Here is a 17,284-nt window from a genome sequence, read left to right as displayed (position 1 = left end):
CCCATTTTTTTGTTCGGTATTTTCTTTGTAAATCATTTTCTTGCACTATCACAGTCCAAAATATCCCATAACAAGCACCTCGTCAGTCCGCTTGCAAGATGCCGTCATTCCTGAAATTTCACAAAAATAACGCATTTCTCCCCGTGTCGACAACCTTTTTTCGGTGTTCTGTTTAAATTTTTCGCACCCCGGTAATAAATACGTGTTTTGACATCAAAAACCCATATTCCAACACTTGAAAAAATGTCACCAGAACCTAAAGTGTGCATAACCAGAAAAACCCACAAAACACACAATATACGTGTTACCATCTGAGAATTATGAGGCCCCTCACGGGCCCTATACACACCATGTCACGAAAACGAGAGGACCACTATGGTCACTATCATTGTGGCGGCACACGGCGAGTCGGCTCCGGCTCTGCTGAAGACCGCCGGCATGATCCTCGGTAACTTCGAGAACGTCCACCCGGTCACGTTCCTGCCGGGTCAGGGCCCCGAAGATCTCGTCGAAGAGTACACCCGCATCGTTGAGGCGTCTGAAGCAGAAGAAACCCTGCTGCTGGTCGACCTCTTCGGCGGTAGCCCCTACAACGCCGGTGCGCAGTTCGCAGCCACCCGCGAGGGCGTCGACGTCGTCTCCGGTGTCAACGTACCGATGCTTATTGAGGTCATCTCCGGCGCAGGCCGTAAGAACGCAACCCTCAAGTCCCTGGTCGCTAAGGCGCACAAGGCTGGCACTAAGGGTATTCGCTCCTTCCAGGAGGCGAACCAGCCCGCAGCCGCCAAGCCCGCCGAGGCGAAGCCCACAGAGACCAAGGCGGTCGAGGTTCCGGCTGCTCAGCAGGTTCCCGGCGGCACCATGGACGCTATCTTCACCCGCATCGACTCCCGCCTGATTCACGGTCAGGTGGCAGGCACCTGGGTTCCGCACATCGCACCGCAGACCTTCATCGCGGCATCCGATAATGCGGCACACGATCAGCTGCGCAAGTCCCTGCTGCTGCAGGTCGCGCCGACCAGCGTGAAGACCAATGTCCTGGACATCGCTAAGGCTGGCCGCGTGTACAACAACCCCAAGTACACCGGCATGAAGACCATGTTCGTCGTGGAATCCCCCGTTGACGTGGTGCGACTGCTCGACGAAGGCGTCAAGATCAACGAAGTGAACGTTGGTGGCGTCACCTTCAAGACCGGCATGGTTCAGCTCTCGGACGCAGTGTACGCCTCCGAGGAGCACCTGGAAGCCTACCGCGAACTCATTAAGCGCGGTGTGAAGCTGACGGTGCAGCAGCTGCCCAACCACTCCCCGGTTGATTTGGAAAAGATCCTCAAGCAGAAAGGCCTGGACGCATGAGCGCCCTGACGTTTATTCTCGTTGTTCTCGTGGCGTTCATTGCGGGCGTCGCATCCGTGGTGGACGAGCGTCAGTTCCACCGCCCCCTGGTCGCTTGTACCCTGATGGGTTTTGCGCTGGGTGACCCGACTACCGGCATTATGCTCGGTGGCGCACTGGAGCTCATCGCACTGGGCTGGATGAACGTCGGTGCGGCTATGGCTCCCGACTCGGCCCTGGCATCCACCATCTCCGCTGTTGTTGTGATTCAGGGTCACCAGGACATCACCACCGGTATTGCTATTGCTGTGCCGCTGGCTGCAGCAGGTCAGGTTCTGACCATTTTCGTTCGTACCATTACGGTGTTCTTCCAGCATCAGGCGGATAATTTCGCGAAGACCGCGAACTTCCGCGGTATTGAGTTGATGCACATCAGCGGTATGGCTCTGCAGGGTCTGCGTGTGGCTATCCCGACCGCTATTGTGGCTCTGATTAGCTCCGAAGAGCTGACCCGCCTGCTGAACATGATTCCCACAGAGGTGACCGTTGGCCTGCGTATCGCCGGTGGCATGATTACCGTGGTCGGTTTCGCAATGGTCATCAACATGATGCGTTCGAAGGCTCTCATGCCCTTCTTCTTCCTCGGCTTCATTGCCGCCGCCGCTATCCCGGCAACCCAGTCGATTTCGATTGCTGGCACCGAAGGCGCGAAGGACCTCGTCGCAACCCTGTCCGGTCAGGCACAGTTCAACCTGGTTGCTATCGGTATTGTGGGCGCCTGCCTGGGTCTGCTGTACACCCAGCTGACCCCGCTCTTCCATAAGAGCGAGGCACCCGCCGTAGCACCGGCAGCCGTAGCAAACGACCTCGATAACGAGCTCGAGTAAGGAGCATCATCATGACTGAGAACAAGAACGTCGAGCTCGTTGAAGTTCCCGAGCTCACCCAGCGCGACAAGGTCGAAACCTACTTCCGCTCCACTTTTCTGCTTGGTTCGTTTAACTTCGAGCGTATGCAGTCCATCGGTTTCGCGGTTTCCATGATTCCGGCGATTAAGCGCTTCTACACCAAGAAGGAAGACCAGGCGGAGGCGCTGACCCGCCACCTGGAGTTCTTCAACACCCAGCCGTGGGTTGCATCCTCGATTATGGGCGTGACCGCTGCGATGGAGCGTGAGAAGGCAGCCGGTAAGGACATCGACGAAGCCGCCATCACCAACGTTAAGGTGGGCCTGATGGGCCCACTGGCCGGCGTGGGCGACCCGATTTTCTGGGGTACCGCACGTATTGTGCTGGCGGCTCTGGGCGCATCCCTGGCGGTGACCGGCAATATTCTGGGCCCGCTGCTGTTCTTCTTCGGCATGACCGCAATTCGTTGGGCAACCCGCTGGTACGGCTTCAAGTACGGCTACGAGAAGGGCACCCAGATTGTGACCGAGGCGGGCGGCAACACCCTGCAGAAGATTACTCAGGGCGCCTCCGTGATGGGCCTGTTCGTGATGGGTGCTCTGGTGTACCGCTGGACGAGCGTGAACATTCCGTTGCCGCTGACTAGCTACACAAACCAGGCGGGCGAGACGGTAAATGTGACCGTCCAGTCCGTGCTGAACGATCTGCTGCCGGGCCTGGCCTCGCTGGGTCTGTGCTTCCTGTGCATGTGGCTTCTGAAGAAGAAGATTAACGCCATCTGGTTGATTTTCGCCCTCTTCGGCGTGGGCATCCTCGGTTCCTACCTGGGATTCCTGGCCCTCTAAAAATCTGAGGGATGAACCCTTTCACCCTTCTATGAGAGCGTGAGATTCAGGGGCTATATCTCAAGTGGCGGAGGTGCGGTCGGTACACTTAAAAGTACCGGCGGCACCCCCGTTTTTCATGGGCGTTTTCTATCGGTTGCGGCGCACAATTCGCGGCAATGCAGCCCTCCCGCGAAGGAGTTTCTATGACCAAATTGATGGCTTTCGATCTTGACGGCACGATCCTGTTTAACCGTGCCGTGGAGCCTGCCACTGAGCAGGCGATTGCCCGCTGGCAGGCGGAGGGTAACCTGGCGGTCTCGTGCACGGGCAAGAGCATTTTTGCCACGCAACTGGCGTTGAACCCGACCGCCATCCGCTTTGATTACCACGTGCTGTACACGGGTGCGGTGATTACTGACCGGCAGTACCGGGTGATTTACCATCAGCCTCTTCCGGTGAGTGTTGTGCAGGCGTGCTACGAGCATTTCAGCACCGTGGACGGCGTGGCTCTGTTCGCGACGACTCTGGATAACGATTACAGCCTCTGCGACCGGGTGGGCTCCTCGACGAATATCCTGCCGGAGTTCACTCCCCTGCCGGCTGATGACCTACAGAACCACGAGTACGTGGGTGTACCCCTGTGGATTCCGGATGCTCAGGTTCGCGAGGCGGCGTACACCTGGATTCTAGAGCGTTTTGGTAATTCGGTGGACTGCCACAAGAACCAGGATTTCCTGGATATTGTGCCGCCCGCCTGCACAAAGGGCACCGGTCTGCAGCATCTGGTGGAGTACCTGCAGTCGGAGCATCCGGGTAGCTCCTATGAGGTGCATACGATTGGAGATTCGTGGAACGATATCGACATGCACCGCTACGCTGACCGTTCGGCGTCGTTCTGCTACTCCCCCGATGAGGTTAAGGCTGTCACCACCGATTGTGTGGATAAGGCGTACGAGTTTATTGAGGCTTCCCTGTAGAAGCTGCCGAGGTGGCGTTTAGGTGCGGCGAGCGCCCGTCTGCCAGCCGCTTCCGCGTACTCGCCGCTTCTCTCACGCGCACTCACCGCCTACTCCCCCGTTTCACGTGAAACGTCCGCTTTCCCGTTACTCCCCGTGTATCCCCGTGAGGTTTCTATGTGCCCCGCTCAACCCCCAAAGAACCAGCCCGGCAAGAATCAGTCCCAGAAGAACCAGTCCCAGAAGAACCAGCAGGCCGAGCCTGCTCAGTCCTACGACCCGTCCAGCTTCTCCGACACCTTCCGCGCTATGGCGCGTGAATCGCTCGTGAAGAACCAGAAGAGCCGCCCGGACTCCCCCATCGTCTCCATTTCCCCGGTGCTGATTGTTTTGGGCGCCATTGCGGCGGCGCTGTACGGGCTGTGGCAGAGCTGGGCGTGTCTCATCCCGCTGGTGCTGATTCTGGTGCTCATGTGGGTTCGCTACACGATGCAGCGTCAGGCGCTCAACGATTTTGCGGAGCTGGAGGCGGCACGCACCGCATGGAAAAAGACCCGCGACCGCCAGTACCTGAAGCTGATGGCGGCGCAGTCGACGCGCATCCTGGATGAGAATAAGGCGCTGACCAAGCAGGCTCGCGCGCACGTGCAAGAGTACGCGGATTTCGCGGCACAGAAGCTGGGCACTCAGCGCTAAAGACCCCGCTGCGCTCGCTCGCCCCTCCCAAAAAGTATTCGACGAGCGTTAGTCGAGGTGAGTGTTCAGGCACCCAAAAGACCGTAACCACTCCCCTGTACGGGGGGCGGTTACGGTCTTTTATTTACGTCAGATACCCTCTGCGGGGGTCTTTTACGTCTTAGGGGTTACACCCTAGTTGGTCTTCTGTGCGGGTGCTTCAGCAGGCTCTTCTGCGGCTTCCTCGACGGACTCCGCAGATCCTTCGTCTGCGCTGTCAGTAGCCGGAGCCTCGTCCAATCGCTGCACCACAGCGGGGCGGTCATCAAAGCCGCGGCGGGTGCCTCGGGCAGCCTTCGCCTCCATGGTGTACAGCTGCTCGCGATTCGTCAGCACCACCAGGGTCATGGCGTTCAGGCAGACACCCACAATGCACAGAATCCAGCCGATCAGCATGAACCGACCACCGGAAAGCACCGCGCCGGAAAGCATCAGGGCAACAGAAACCAGGTACGCCGGGGAAAGCAAAAACTTCGTATTCACTACCGACCTACCTAGCGTGCGTTGGAGCGGGGCTTGGGGGTACGACCCGAACGGGGACGCGAGGGCAGAACGCTCATACGGCCGGGGGCACGATCAACAATCGGCTGAGATTCGGTGGGCTCTTCCTCGCGGACCTCTGCAGTTTCAGCGGGCGCGGTCGCTTCAACAGCCTCAGCGGGAGCTACTTCCTGCTCAGCCTGCGCCACTACCTCGTGCTCGCCCGCCTCCTGCTCGACTACCTCATGCTCAGCAGCTTCACGCTCTTCACGGCGGTGCTCCGAGCGCTCGCGGATGCGGTTCTCCACAGAGGACTCGAAGCCGTCCAGGTTGGCAACCAGTGCGGGGGTCGGGTTACCCTTCGCCTTACCCACGGACAGCACGAAGGCAAGGACGTTCAGACCCAGCGCAAGAATCAGAAGAATCCAGCCGAGCCACAGGAGCCAGGGGCTGGAGGTTCCGATCAAGAGCGCGCCGCAAAAAATCACGCCGAGGGAGGTCAGGTACGCAGGCGAAAGAGTCTTGAAATCCATGTCTACTTTCAATGTGTTCGTGAGTTTGAGAGAGCTAACGTTCGGTTCTCATTTTAGGTGATAGTTGAGGCTTAATCTGCTTCTGCCCCTGTCTATCGCCTGTGAGCTAAAGACCAGCGGGCTTTACTCGGTGGCGTAGGCAGGGGCAGAAACGTAGTGTTCGCGCACGGGCGTACCGGCTAGGACTTGGGGGTTACCTCGTTAGTGACCAGGGGCGAGGCGGGCGCGTTCTCCACCACGGGGATTGCGCGGGTGCTCAGGGTGCCCTGGTGCTTCTTCCAGAGGTTGTAGCGTTCCATGGCGACCGCGCCGGCGGTCATGGCGGGCAGAATGAACATGCCGGAGGAGCGGATGCTTTCAGCCTGCGCCAGGATGTCCAGCTTACGCACCACGCGGGTCACGTCGTGGGAGTCGTAGCGGTCCTGCGCCGCAATGACCTCATTCTGCGCGGCGACGAGGGCGGCGTCGCGCAGGCGTACAAAGTCGTTCCTCTTGTCCTTAAGTTTCTCCATGTACTGCTTGTATTCTTCGGGCAGTGCCTCACTAATTTCGTCTCGGCGGGTAATGGCGGAGCACATTTCCTTCACGCGAGCGTAGGTTTCCGGGTCGGTGGTTGCCTTCGCTTCAGCCTGTAGCGCTTCAAGGGCGGCGTCCTGCGCAATTTGGAGCAGCTCGGGTACGGCGGTTTCTTCTTCATGGTTAGCCTGCACGCCAAGGACCTTCACGAGCAGGGGCAGGGTCAGGCCGGGCAGCACGAGGGTGAAGAAGAGTACGGAGAGCATCATGACGATGGCGTCCTGGCGTACCTGTTCGGTGCCGTTGACCACGGGGATGGACAGGGCAAGAATCAGGGTCACGAGGCCTCGCATGCCGGACCAGGTCATAACGATAACTTCAGCAAAGCTTTCGGGTGCACCCTCGTGGATGGGGTTCTTGCGTCCTGCCAGCCAGACGATGGTGAACCAGATGAGGCGCACCAGGATGGCGACCAGTGCGACCAGGGCACCGTCAGCGAAGAGGCTTGCGATACGGGAGGGGTCGGCGGTGGCGATGATACTACTTGCCTGCAGGCCGATGAGGCCGAAAGCGACACCGGTCATGAGCAGCTCAATAATCTGCCAGAAGGAGGTGGAGGAGAGGCGTTCTTCCGCTTCGAGTGCCGCCATGTATTTGGTGCTGGTGAACTGGATAGCGCCGATGACCACGGCAATAACGCCGGAGGCGTGCACGCTTTCAGCAGCGAGGTAGGCGCCGAAGGGGATCATGAGGGTCACGGCGTTGCTGGTGACCACGTCGTGGGCACGCTGGCGAACGTAGCCGCCAAGCCAGCCGAAGATATAACCAATAATGACCGCGAGGATCGAGCCGAGCACGAAGTCCTTGGCGACCGAGAGCGGCTCGATGTGGTGGCCGCTGGTCATGGAGTGGATTGCGGCGTGGAAGAGAACGATTGCGATAGCGTCGTTGAAGCTACCTTCAGTCTGCAGAGTACCGATGAGGCGGCGGGGGATGCCGACGGGCTCAGCGACTGCTTCCACGGCGACGGGGTCGGGCGGGGAGACGGCGGCACCGACGGCAAGGGCGACGGCGATGGTCATACCGGGGACCCACCACATGGCTGCGCTGGCAATTGCCAGGGCGGAGACGGTGGTGAGAAGGACCGAGTAGAGCAGTACGGATCTCCAGCGGCGGCGCAGGGTGCCCCAGGAGAATTTAACGCCGATGGCCCACAGTAGCGGCGGAAGGAAGATCGGCAGGATGATGTCGCTGTCGATAGTAAGATCCGGTCGGTTGGGGATGAAGAGCGCGGCGGTGCCGAGCAGGGTCATCATGACCGGCCAGGGGAGGTTGAGTCGATCACCGACGCTGACCATAAACACGGTCGCAATCAGGATGATGACAATAACGGAGAGGTAAAGCATTGGTCCGGTGTTGTTCCTTTCGCGCGGCTAGGGTTAGTCGGCTACGTCTTTCTACTCTACCGGAGGGGCTCATTCCGCTTTTCGGATATGGGGGTTCTGCACCGTTTATTGTGGTGTTGTTTACCTCTAAGCCTAATGCTCTTTACGGAATATAGAGTTTTCCCCTGAATATCCTTGCTTTTCAGCAGGTTATCCAGGGGAAAATTCTATATTTGGAATATATCGATTGGGGTAGTTACCTCTAGCGGATTACTTAGAGCCGCATCCACCAGCACCACAGCCACAACCGCCAGCGGAGGCTTCCTCGACAACCGGTTCAGGCTCGTCGTGACCACCGCAGCAGCCACCCTTTTCTTCCTTCGGCTCGTCGTGGCCGCCGCAGCAACCGCCACCACCGTGGGAGTGGCCGTGAGGCTCACCGGGAGCTTCAGCGGAAGAACCGCATCCGCCCGAGCCGCAACCGCAACCACCGGCGGAATGTGCCGGCTCCTCGTGGCTACCGCAGCCACCCGAGCCACAGCCACAGCCGCCACCGTCGACCGAGCCGCAGGCGGAGCCGCGTGCATCGCGGTGACCCATGAGATCCACACCCAGGTCGGAGAGGTAACGCAGGTAGCCTGCGAGGGCGTCGCGTCCACCGGTGCCGGAGATGACGATACCACCGTGGCGCAGTGCCTTGAGCACCTCGTTAACCATCGGCCACTGCTCAATGTCGTCGGTAATGGTAATGGCGCTGACCACGTGCATTGCGAGGGAAGTCAGCGAGCGCAGGGACTGTTCGTAGCCTTCGGGCAGGTGAATGACCTTGGCGGGTGCTGCCAGGCGCAGGATGGACAGCACGCGCATCAGCATCATGGGTACTGCATTTTCGGGCAGTAGTACGGTCACGCCGATGGCGGAGGATTCAGCAATACGTTCGATGGTTGCCGCGAGTTCTTCGGAATCGATATCGCGGGAGATATCCAGTACTTCGTAGGAGTCCACGGCGATGGAGCGGGTACCGAGGGCGTCGGCGAGTGCTTCATCTTCGGTGTGGATCGCAATCATGTTGCGGAATTCGTTGCGGCGCACGACGGAGGCTGCCTCGATGAGGGCGAAGTCCTGGCCTTCACCATCCACGAGGAGGGTGTGGATTTCTTCGCGGTTGAGGCCTTCGCCTGCGGTGGCGCGCTCGATTAGTTCAGAAAATGCATTGCTCATACCGAATATTAAACACCTGATTTTGGGGCGTGCGCCCGCGAGGTTTACCTGTCTTGGCGGTTTTGGGCGGTTTAAGACGTGATTTTATGCCGAGAGCGTGGGCGGCTACCTGTTCTGTGCGTGCTGGAGTGGTTTTGGTGGCAAAAGTGCTCGTGAAACGCGAACCGTTCGCTCCGGGTGAGTGAGAATCAACATTGCTTTTTGGGTTTGTGCCGCGTATTTGTGGGGTTTTTGTTTGCCGTGGGGTGCATCTTGCTCACGTTACAGATTTGAACACCCTAAAATGAAAGGGTGGTACTTTCCCGTGAAAAGATTCTAGATACCGCCTACGAGGTCTTGGCGACCTACGGTTTGGCGGACCTTTCCATGCGCCGACTCGCTCAGGAGCTTCACGTGGCTCCCGGCGCCCTGTACTACCACGTGAAGAATAAGCAGCAGCTTCTGATTCTGTTGGCGGATTACATTCTGGCTCGTGCCCCGAAGTCGATGTCTGAGGAGGCTGAGGCGAATCCGGAGGCTATTCGTGCTTCGATGATTCGCCGCGGCGATACGTTGTTCTCCCTGCTGTACCCGATTCGTGAGTGCCCTGAGGTGGTGCGTTTGAGTTTGGCTCTGCACCCGCGTGAGTTGAAGCCTGTGGTGGCTATGGCTCATGAGTTCCAGGCTCTTGGTTTGGGTCATGCGGAGGCGCTACGTCGTGCTCGTTTGTTGACCCATATTGCGTTGAGCCTGGTGGAGGAGTATCAGACTCTGCCGCTGATTTCGCCTCAGGAGGCTGTGGCGAGTGGCGATGTTCCTCTGATTGAGAATGCGTTTAACCGTTACCGCCAGGATCTGCTTTCTGCCATTGACACGATGATGGTGGTGCAGGAGCCTTATACGCAGGATGCGTAATCGCTTGGCCCTTCTGTTGGTTTATTAGTTATGTATGTTGCCCCGTGCCCCCTTGTAGGGTGCGGGGCTTTTGCGTGCGTTGGCTTTTGGCTGCCCTGCCGCACGCTGATACCGGTGCGGTTTGGCGGCTGAGTCGATGTTCGCTGGTTTTCTGCTTTAGTCTAGAGGTGACACGTGCTTGTACCCGGAGTGTATCGGGTGCGCGAAGGGTGTCGTTTATGTTTTAGTGCCCTGTTGGGCTTTATCAGAGGTGTTCCATGTCGATGACCGCTACCGCCCAGTGGGCGGCTCTTCCGGACCATAGCGCGGAGATTGCGCGTGTGCGTGAGGAGTTTATTACTGCGTATGGTTACGAGCCGGATGGTGTGTGGTCTGCGCCTGGGCGTCTGAATCTTTTGGGCGAGTACATTGATTTTTTGGGTGGCTCGTGCCTGCCGATGCCGTTGCCGTACCGCACCTATGTGGCGGGTGCGTTGCGTCGTGATGGTGTGTTGCGCGCGGCTTCTTTGCAGATGCCCGGCGACGAGCGCACGGTCGTGATTCGCGATATCCAGCCGGGTCATTTAAAGGGCTGGTTCACCTATGTGGCGGGTGTTGCGTGGGCGATGAATCAGGAGGGCGGCAGGGATATTATGCTGCCCGATGAGTTTGGTGCTGACCTGCTGATTAATTCTCGTGTTCCGGTGGGTGGCGGTTTGTCGTCTTCGGCGGCTTTGGAGTGTTCGACGGCGTTGGCGTTGTTGGAGCTCTCGTGTCCGGTGCGTGAGGAGTGCCCGCAGGCGGATGCTACCCCGGCTGATAGTGATGCTTTGCGTGCGCGTCTGGCTCAGGTGTGTATTACGGCTGAGAATAAGGTGGCTGGCGCGCATACGGGTGGCCTGGATCAGACGGCGTCGTTGCGTTCGTATCCGGAGCAGGCTCTGGTGATTGATTTCCGTGATTTTTCGATTGAGCCGGTTGCGGTGGATATTGCCCAGCATGGCCTGAGTTTTTTGGTGATCGATACGAACACTCCGCATGAGCTGACGGATGGCGGTTTTGCGGCTCGTCGTGCGGCGTCTGAGACGTGCGCTGACGCTTTGGGTCTGCGTTTTTTGCGTGATGCCCTACCGGAGGATTTGTCGTGTGCGGGTATGGATGCGCGTGCGGCAAAGGCGTGGCGTGCTGACTTGGTGGATTCTTCGGTGAATCGTGCCTTGGATGCTCTGGAGGATGCGGGTCGTCCGTGTTCGTTCCCGCGTGGTTGGGTGCGTCATGCGTTCCACGATATGACTCTGGTGGGTCGTGCGAGCTATTTGCTGCAACATGCTGATGAGCTGGGCTTTGCGGCGTTTGAGGAGGCGGGCCGCATTTTCACGGAGTCGTTTGTATCGATGCGTGATGAGTTGCGTGTTTCTCGCCCTGAGATTGATGATGCGGTGCAGGTGTGCCTGGATCGGGGCGCGTTGGGTGCCCGTATTGTGGGTGGTGGTTTTGGTGGCGCGGTGATGGCGCTGATTCCGACCTCTCAGCTGGAGGCTGCCGCGGATGCGGTGGCGACTGCGTATGCTGTGCGCGGCTATGCGGCGCCTCGTTTTTTGCCGATGGTTGCTGGTTTTGCGGCGTCTCATGATTGGGCTGCGGGCGCTGCTCCTACGGATATTCCGGTGTTGTAGGGTTGGGTGCTGAAGTCTGTCATAAATCAGCGGGGTGTCATAGGGGCGTTTTTTCGGGGTTTTGAACAATATTCATAGCTGGAAGTTTCCTGCGAGTTTCTGCAAATTTCCTCCGCTCATCCCCCGTAATAACGCGCTGATAAGCCATAATTTTTTGGTCATTGGTCAAAAGTGGCGCCACGTTTTCTGAGGGTGGTTTTTCTTGCCTTCGCGGGTATGTACACTTATCGACGGACGCAATCCGTGAGCTGTAAAGTTTCGATGCGCATAGTCCGGCATATGGATAGCATCTACACTGGGTTCTACCGTCACATACAAACCCAGCTTGCAGGTTTCGTCCACCAAAGCATCACACTCCAGTTTTCTGCCCGTCCGGGCAGACCCCTCACTTGAAGTGAGGCTTTAGAGCGCGAAAGCGCAGAAAGGAGGCCCCCATGGGCTTCGATATCAAGGGCACCGTTGAGCAGGGCCTCGACAAGGCTCAGGAAGTCATCAACGAGAAGGCTGGCAAGGAGGTCGTCACCGACGAGCACGTTGCCAAGGTTGAAGAGGTCGTGACCGAGAACGTCTCCAAGCTGACCGAGAAGTTCGGCAAGTAAGGCGACAGCCTCCTTTGGATTGGCGCCCTGCCTCGCTTCCTCATGGGGTAGGGCGCCATTTCCCTGGGTTTGCATCACAGGCTTTCACTCAACGGCTTTCACTCAACATCTCTCTCGAATAATGGGGCGTTCTGCCCCGCCTGGGTTCTTTCATTCACCGACTCACTCGGCATATTGCTCAGCTTCGGTTACCGCCTGGTAGCCTGTTTTCACTCTTCTTTTACTCTTACTCAGCACAAGTGCTCGCGCTTTCTCGCGAACTGTATACGCCCCGCATCATTGGTCCGGCAACCTTGGTGTGGGGCGTATGCCGTTAATGCGCGGGGGAAGGCTTCTGGGGCGCAGGGTGAAGGCTTCTGCGGGAGTGCTGTGCGGGTTGCCGGGGTGCGGCGCGGGCGTTCGCCCGATGAGGGCCTCTCCCCCGCACCTACGTACTCAGGCTATGCTTGATACATCAACTTATTGAGCTGCGCCCTCAGGCAGGTTTTAGCGCCTCCTGGAGACCGCGGAGCACCCTGTTTATGGAGGAACTATGTTTGAACGTCAGCAGTCCGATCAGCAGAAGGCACGCGAGGTCATGAAGGATGGCGGCGTCGTCATTTATTGGCGCCCCGGCTGCCCCTACTGCGAGGCTCTGGATTCTAAGCTGGGCGAGCTGGGCGACCACGCTACCTGGGTCAACATTTGGGAGGATCCGCAGGCTGAAGCGCACGTGAAGTCCCTCAACGACGGCAACGCAACCGTCCCCACCGTGGATACCGGCGACACCCACTTTGTGGTCGCTGACCTGGTGAGCCGCAACAAGGTGAAGAAGCTGATCCAGAACACTCTCGACGCTGGCGGCGAGGCTTAAGATGACTCGCCCGGCGCTGAACCGCGATACGACGGTCTGCATTTCCTTGTCTGGTCGCCCGTCGAATCACGGCATTAAGTTCCACAATTACCTGTACGAGAAGCACGGTCTGGATTACCTGTACAAGGCGATGACCACCACCGACATTGAGGGTGCTATCGCCGGCGTACGTGCTCTGGGTATTCGTGGCTGCTCGGTGTCTATGCCGTTTAAGCAGGCTGTTATCCCGCTGATGGACGATATGGACCACTCAGCTGCGGTTATTGGTGCGGTGAACACGATTGTGAACACTGACGGCTTCTTGAAGGCGTACAACACGGATGTGATTGCGGTGGCCTCCCTGCTGCGTTCGCATAATGTGGATCCGTCTCTGCCGTTCCTGCTGCGCGGTTCGGGCGGTATGGCTGCGGCTGTGGCTGGTGCGTTCTTTGATGCGGGCTTCTCGCAGGGCATGATTATTGCCCGTAACGAGGAGACCGGCCGCGCGCTGGCTGAGCGTTACGAGTACGCCTGGGCGCCGGAGGTGGGCAACCTGCGAGCGCCGATTCTGGTGAACGTGACCCCGATTGGCATGGCTGGCGGTGAGGAGAGCGAGGAGCTGTCCTACCCGCAGGAGGCTATTGCTGAGGCACAGGTGGTCTTTGACGTGGTGGCGATGCCCGTTGAGACTCCGCTGGTTCGTGCGGCTCGCGCGGCGGGTAAGGAAGTTATTCACGGCGGCGAGGTGATTGCTCTGCAGGCCGCTGAGCAGTTCCGCCTGTACACCGGCGTGGAGCTCACCCCCGAGGAGGTTGAGGAGGCGGAAGCTCAGGCGAACTAGGTTCGCACCCGCTGCTTCTTTGCCCCGTAAGGGGCTCGATACGTGAAAGTGCCCGGAAGGTTGATCCTTCCGGGCACTTTTTGTTGGTGCGTAGCACCGGAATTTTTTGTAATTACACACACCCTGGTATTTAAGGTTTTCCACATCTGTGGAGAAATCTGGGGAAAACTCTTACACCCGTGTAATTCACCCCGTGTAATTCGGTTGTTTTAGCCTGTATCCACAGGTTTTTAACATGTACTCACACTCGTGGAATTACACGAATGTAGTTATACACAGTGTGGAAAACTGCTGTGGATAACGTGTCTCTGCACCGGATTTCCGCGGTTTTCCAGGCTTAATACCTGCCGTTGAGCCACTGCTGCGGGCTCTGCGGCGGCGGATTCGAGGACTCGGGTTTCTTCACGAACGGGATAATCAGCAGGGTTGCTAGTGCGCCACTGACAAGACCGCCAAAGTGTCCCGCGTGAGAAATATTCGGGTGGAAGAGGCTCTGCACAACGTCAATACCCATGAGCAGAATAAAGAGGCGTGCAGTATCCTTCTGCTTCCGAAGAAGCAGAAGGACGAAGAACGCGCCGTAGAGGCCGTACACACCGCCTGATGCGCCCACGGCACCACGGTAGTAGGTGAAGAGGTACACACTGCAGCCGGCACCTACGGTAGCCGCCATATATACAAAGAGGAATTTCCACCGCCCCATCATGCGTTCGAGGGACACACCGAAGATGAAGAGGTAAATCATGTTCCACACCAGGTGCATCGGGTCAGTTTGCGAGTGCACAAACCCGTGCGTGATGAGGCGGTAGTACTCGCCGTGGTGGACACGGGGACCAGACATCATGCCGAGATTGTGTACCCAGCGGAACGGAATGATCAGCTGCAGGCCGTACACCACGACATTAATCAGGATGAGCGTGTACGTAATATGCCAGTGACGGGCGATGAAGGAACGCTTCGGGCTCGAGGCGCCTCCATTGAGGTCACGGTAGCAATCGGGGCAGACTACACCCGCATCCTGTGCCGTCTGGCATTCACCGCAGATGGTGCGGTTGCAGCGCCCGCACTGGGCGTAGCTGACGCGGTTGGGGTGGTTAACGCAGACCGTGGGGCTCTGCCCGTAGTTCATGTAGTTGGGAAAGTTCTCCACTGACCCTCCAAAGATTTTGTGCCGGATTTTCCGAAGATTTTTCACGTATTTTCAGGCTTAGTACCTGCCGTTTTGCCATTGCTGCGGACTCTGTTGCGGCGGATTCGAGGACTCGGGCTTATCCACAAGCGGGACAAACAGCAGTGTCAACAGCACACCACCGATAAAACCACCCGCGTGGCATGCGTGGGAGATATTCGACGGGGTCAGAATGCTATAGATGATGTTCGGGGCAGTAATCATGACGAACACTCGTGCGGTGTCCTTCTGCTTCATGATGATTAGCAGGGTCAAGAACGAGCCCATGAGACCGAATAGACCACCGGAGGCACCCACCACGCTCGTTCCAGGAGCCAGCACATACACGCCTAATGCACCAAAGATGATAGAGCCCAGGTACACCACAAGGAACTTCCATCGCCCAATCATGCGTTCGAGGGACACACCGTAGATGAAGAGGTTAATCATGTTCCACACCAGGTGCATCGGGTCGTTCTGCATGTGCAGAAAACCGTAGCTGATGATGCGGTAGTACTCGCCGTGCTGGACATAGGGCCACCAGATGTTGCCATGCCTAACCACCCATTCGTTGGGAATAAGCTGTTGCAGACCATACACCACGACGTTAATCAGAATGAGCGTGTACGTAATATGCCAGTGGCGCGCCAGGAACGAGCCTTTCGCCTTCGAGCTACCGCTTTTAAGTTCGCGGTAGCAATCGGGGCAGACCATGCCCACATCCAGCGCTACCTGGCATTCGCCGCAGACGGTGCGGTTGCAGCGCCCGCACTGGGCGTAGCTGACGCGGTTGGGGTGGTTAACGCAGACCGTGGGGCTCTGCCCGTAGTTCATGTAGTTGGGAAAGTTCTCCACTGAACCTCCAGGGGTGGTATGCCGGATCAACCGGGGTGGTGTGGGGGGGCATATAAGCGCAGGGACCCACCGGAAGAATCCTGGCGGGCCCCTGAACTATACGTGTTTTCTCAACACCTTCAGCAGAATGCTCGTATGAGCCTTCCGATGGGGTTTATTAGAGCTTTTCGATGTCGATCGAGGAGATGACAACGTCCTTGACCGGGCGGTCCTGGAAGCCGGTCTCAACGCCCTCAATAGCGTCAACAACCTTCTTGGATGCCTCGTCGGTAACCTCACCGAAGATGGTGTGGCGGCCGTTCAGCCAAGGGGTCTCAACGGTGGTGATGAAGAACTGAGAACCGTTGGTGCCGGGGCCTGCGTTAGCCATTGCCAGCAGGTAGGGCTTGGAGAAGGAGAGCTCGGGGTGAATCTCGTCCTTGAACTGGTAGCCGGGGCCACCAACGCCCATGCCCAGGGGGTCACCACCCTGAATCATGAAGTCCTTGATGATGCGGTGGAACACGACGTCCTTGTACAGGGGGGTGTTCATGATTTCACCGGTGCGGGGGTGCTTCCACTGACGGGAGCCGTCAGCCAGGCCGATGAAGTTCTCAACAGTCAGCGGTGCGTGGTTGCCGAAGAGCTCGACGACGATGTCACCGTAGTTAGTGTGGATAGTTGCCTTAGCAGTTGCATTAGTCATGGCTCTATTGTGGCACGGGGCGGCGCTCATTCGCCATCTAACATGTTTTTTCGCCCCGGGCGCACCGTTGGGCGGGCTTTTTGGGCGGGAATTGAATATCCTGAGAGGTGAACACTACGCGCGCGGCGGCGTTTTCTGGTCGCTGGCGCATTTCAACCGATGGAGGTCACCCCATGTTCTGCTGCAAGAAGCGTAAGGCACGCAAGGCTGCTAAGGCTCAGACTATTGTCTCTTCTCTGGCTGCTGTTGAGTCCGCGCTGGAAGGCAAGACCGCTGAGATGTTCGCTGAGAAGCTGACCGGCAACAAGAAGGCCCTGAAGAAGGCTCGTAAGGCTACCGCAAAGACTGTTCGTGCCGCTGAGAAGGAACTGGCTCGTATTGAGCGTAACGGCGGCAAGCGCCCCCGTAAGGGCCTGGCGTTCCTGGGTCTGCTGGTTGCTCTGGGTGTTGCAGGCGCCGCAGCCTACAACGCAGCTCGTCCCGTGGAGGACCCCTGGAAGAACGCATAAGCGTTCCCGTATCTTCTTCTTCTCTCAGGGGATCTAAGATAGCTTTCTGAGGCGCCGCTAGCGGCGCGAGGGAGCGCTTTATGAAAGATAGCCGCCCGCCAAGAGTTTTACTCTGGCGGGCGGCTATTGTTTGTTCTTTATGGGGGGAGGAAAGGGGAGAGAGGAGGCGCTACAGATGCTACAGGTAGAGCGCTGAATCTCCCCGTGCATATACCCCGGGGTGCCCCCTGCGGTAGTTCCCTGACATGCCCGGATATACCCTGACGTACCCGATATACAAAGAACCCCATGTCTTTCGACATGGGGTTCTCGGTTCAAAAATAAACCGGCGATGACCTACTCTCCCACAC

18 protein-coding genes are annotated in these 17,284 nt (G+C 58.1%); 11 read left to right on the top strand and 7 right to left on the bottom strand.

Annotated elements, in window-relative coordinates:
• The first annotated feature begins 375 nt into the window (after nt 1–375).
• The 5 genes from HMPREF2845_RS00320 (at nt 376) to HMPREF2845_RS00300 (ending at nt 4,722) form a co-directional block, all read left to right on the top strand.
• A complete protein-coding gene (locus HMPREF2845_RS00320) occupies nt 376–1,356 on the top strand; it encodes a mannose/fructose/sorbose PTS transporter subunit IIA (RefSeq protein WP_012902658.1) in 981 nt (326 codons plus the stop codon).
• A complete protein-coding gene (locus HMPREF2845_RS00315; protein ID WP_070633567.1) occupies nt 1,353–2,222 on the top strand; it encodes a PTS mannose/fructose/sorbose transporter subunit IIC in 870 nt (289 codons plus the stop codon). The genes HMPREF2845_RS00320 and HMPREF2845_RS00315 overlap by 4 nt, the downstream gene beginning before the upstream one ends.
• A gap of 11 nt (nt 2,223–2,233) precedes the next feature.
• The gene (locus tag HMPREF2845_RS00310; protein ID WP_049352264.1) at nt 2,234–3,088 is read left to right on the top strand and encodes a PTS system mannose/fructose/sorbose family transporter subunit IID; all 855 of its coding nucleotides are present in this window, start codon (nt 2,234–2,236) and stop codon (nt 3,086–3,088) included.
• Nucleotides 3,089–3,273: 185 nt separating this feature from the next.
• Complete coding sequence (locus tag HMPREF2845_RS00305) at nt 3,274–4,047, top strand: HAD-IIB family hydrolase (RefSeq protein WP_070633565.1); 774 nt, start codon at nt 3,274–3,276, stop codon at nt 4,045–4,047.
• A 156-nt stretch (nt 4,048–4,203) separates the two neighbouring features.
• The gene (locus tag HMPREF2845_RS00300) at nt 4,204–4,722 is read left to right on the top strand and encodes a hypothetical protein (protein WP_210394512.1); all 519 of its coding nucleotides are present in this window, start codon (nt 4,204–4,206) and stop codon (nt 4,720–4,722) included.
• 174 nt (nt 4,723–4,896) lie between these two features.
• Here the strand turns inward: HMPREF2845_RS00300 and HMPREF2845_RS00295 are convergent, their stop codons facing one another.
• The 4 genes from HMPREF2845_RS00295 to HMPREF2845_RS00280 form a co-directional block, all read right to left on the bottom strand.
• Nucleotides 4,897–5,244: a hypothetical protein gene (locus HMPREF2845_RS00295; RefSeq protein ID WP_049338642.1), complete on the bottom strand. Its 348-nt coding sequence runs from the start codon at nt 5,242–5,244 to the stop codon at nt 4,897–4,899.
• 11 nt (nt 5,245–5,255) lie between these two features.
• Nucleotides 5,256–5,774, bottom strand: coding sequence for a hypothetical protein (locus HMPREF2845_RS00290; protein WP_070633563.1), 519 nt, complete (start codon nt 5,772–5,774; stop codon nt 5,256–5,258).
• Between the two features lie 179 nt (nt 5,775–5,953).
• Nucleotides 5,954–7,696 carry a cation:proton antiporter gene (locus HMPREF2845_RS00285; RefSeq protein WP_049340059.1) on the bottom strand — a complete coding sequence of 581 codons (1,743 nt, stop codon included), beginning with the start codon at nt 7,694–7,696 and terminating at the stop codon, nt 5,954–5,956.
• A gap of 249 nt (nt 7,697–7,945) precedes the next feature.
• On the bottom strand, nt 7,946–8,896 hold the full coding sequence (locus HMPREF2845_RS00280) for a biotin synthase (protein ID WP_070633562.1): 951 nt from the start codon (nt 8,894–8,896) through the stop codon (nt 7,946–7,948).
• A gap of 291 nt (nt 8,897–9,187) precedes the next feature.
• Here HMPREF2845_RS00280 and HMPREF2845_RS00275 point away from each other — a divergent pair, with 291 nt between their 5' ends.
• The 5 genes from HMPREF2845_RS00275 to HMPREF2845_RS00255 all read left to right on the top strand — a co-directional run bounded on the left by HMPREF2845_RS00275 (nt 9,188) and on the right by HMPREF2845_RS00255 (nt 13,717).
• Nucleotides 9,188–9,790, top strand: a complete 603-nt coding sequence (locus tag HMPREF2845_RS00275) for a TetR/AcrR family transcriptional regulator (protein ID WP_070633559.1) — start codon at nt 9,188–9,190, stop codon at nt 9,788–9,790.
• 257 nt (nt 9,791–10,047) lie between these two features.
• On the top strand, nt 10,048–11,445 hold the full coding sequence (locus HMPREF2845_RS00270) for a galactokinase (RefSeq protein WP_005504129.1): 1,398 nt from the start codon (nt 10,048–10,050) through the stop codon (nt 11,443–11,445).
• Between the two features lie 434 nt (nt 11,446–11,879).
• Entirely contained in the window at nt 11,880–12,044 is a 165-nt protein-coding gene (locus HMPREF2845_RS00265) for a hypothetical protein (RefSeq protein WP_005504128.1), read from the top strand.
• 532 nt (nt 12,045–12,576) lie between these two features.
• Nucleotides 12,577–12,897: a glutaredoxin domain-containing protein gene (locus HMPREF2845_RS00260; RefSeq protein ID WP_012902647.1), complete on the top strand. Its 321-nt coding sequence runs from the start codon at nt 12,577–12,579 to the stop codon at nt 12,895–12,897.
• 1 nt (nt 12,898) lies between these two features.
• Nucleotides 12,899–13,717 carry a shikimate 5-dehydrogenase gene (locus tag HMPREF2845_RS00255; protein ID WP_049354130.1) on the top strand — a complete coding sequence of 273 codons (819 nt, stop codon included), beginning with the start codon at nt 12,899–12,901 and terminating at the stop codon, nt 13,715–13,717.
• 337 nt (nt 13,718–14,054) lie between these two features.
• Here the strand turns inward: HMPREF2845_RS00255 and HMPREF2845_RS00250 are convergent, their stop codons facing one another.
• The 3 genes from HMPREF2845_RS00250 to HMPREF2845_RS00240 all read right to left on the bottom strand — a co-directional run bounded on the left by HMPREF2845_RS00250 (nt 14,055) and on the right by HMPREF2845_RS00240 (nt 16,425).
• Nucleotides 14,055–14,867 (bottom strand): rhomboid family intramembrane serine protease, encoded by an 813-nt coding sequence (locus HMPREF2845_RS00250; protein ID WP_083308714.1) that lies wholly within the window; start codon nt 14,865–14,867, stop codon nt 14,055–14,057.
• A gap of 57 nt (nt 14,868–14,924) precedes the next feature.
• The gene (locus tag HMPREF2845_RS00245) at nt 14,925–15,740 is read right to left on the bottom strand and encodes a rhomboid family intramembrane serine protease (RefSeq protein ID WP_083308713.1); all 816 of its coding nucleotides are present in this window, start codon (nt 15,738–15,740) and stop codon (nt 14,925–14,927) included.
• 157 nt (nt 15,741–15,897) lie between these two features.
• Complete coding sequence (locus tag HMPREF2845_RS00240) at nt 15,898–16,425, bottom strand: peptidylprolyl isomerase (protein WP_005508008.1); 528 nt, start codon at nt 16,423–16,425, stop codon at nt 15,898–15,900.
• 173 nt (nt 16,426–16,598) lie between these two features.
• On the opposite strand from HMPREF2845_RS00240, the gene HMPREF2845_RS00235 reads away from it, so the two are divergent.
• A complete protein-coding gene (locus HMPREF2845_RS00235; protein ID WP_070615733.1) occupies nt 16,599–16,934 on the top strand; it encodes a hypothetical protein in 336 nt (111 codons plus the stop codon).
• Nucleotides 16,935–17,284: the final 350 nt, after the last annotated feature.

The sequence above is a fragment of the Rothia sp. HMSC065B04 genome (assembly GCF_001812285.1).
GTDB classification, from domain to species: Bacteria; Actinomycetota; Actinomycetes; order Actinomycetales; family Micrococcaceae; genus Rothia; species Rothia mucilaginosa.
This window is presented reverse-complemented; position numbering and strand designations above follow the sequence as displayed.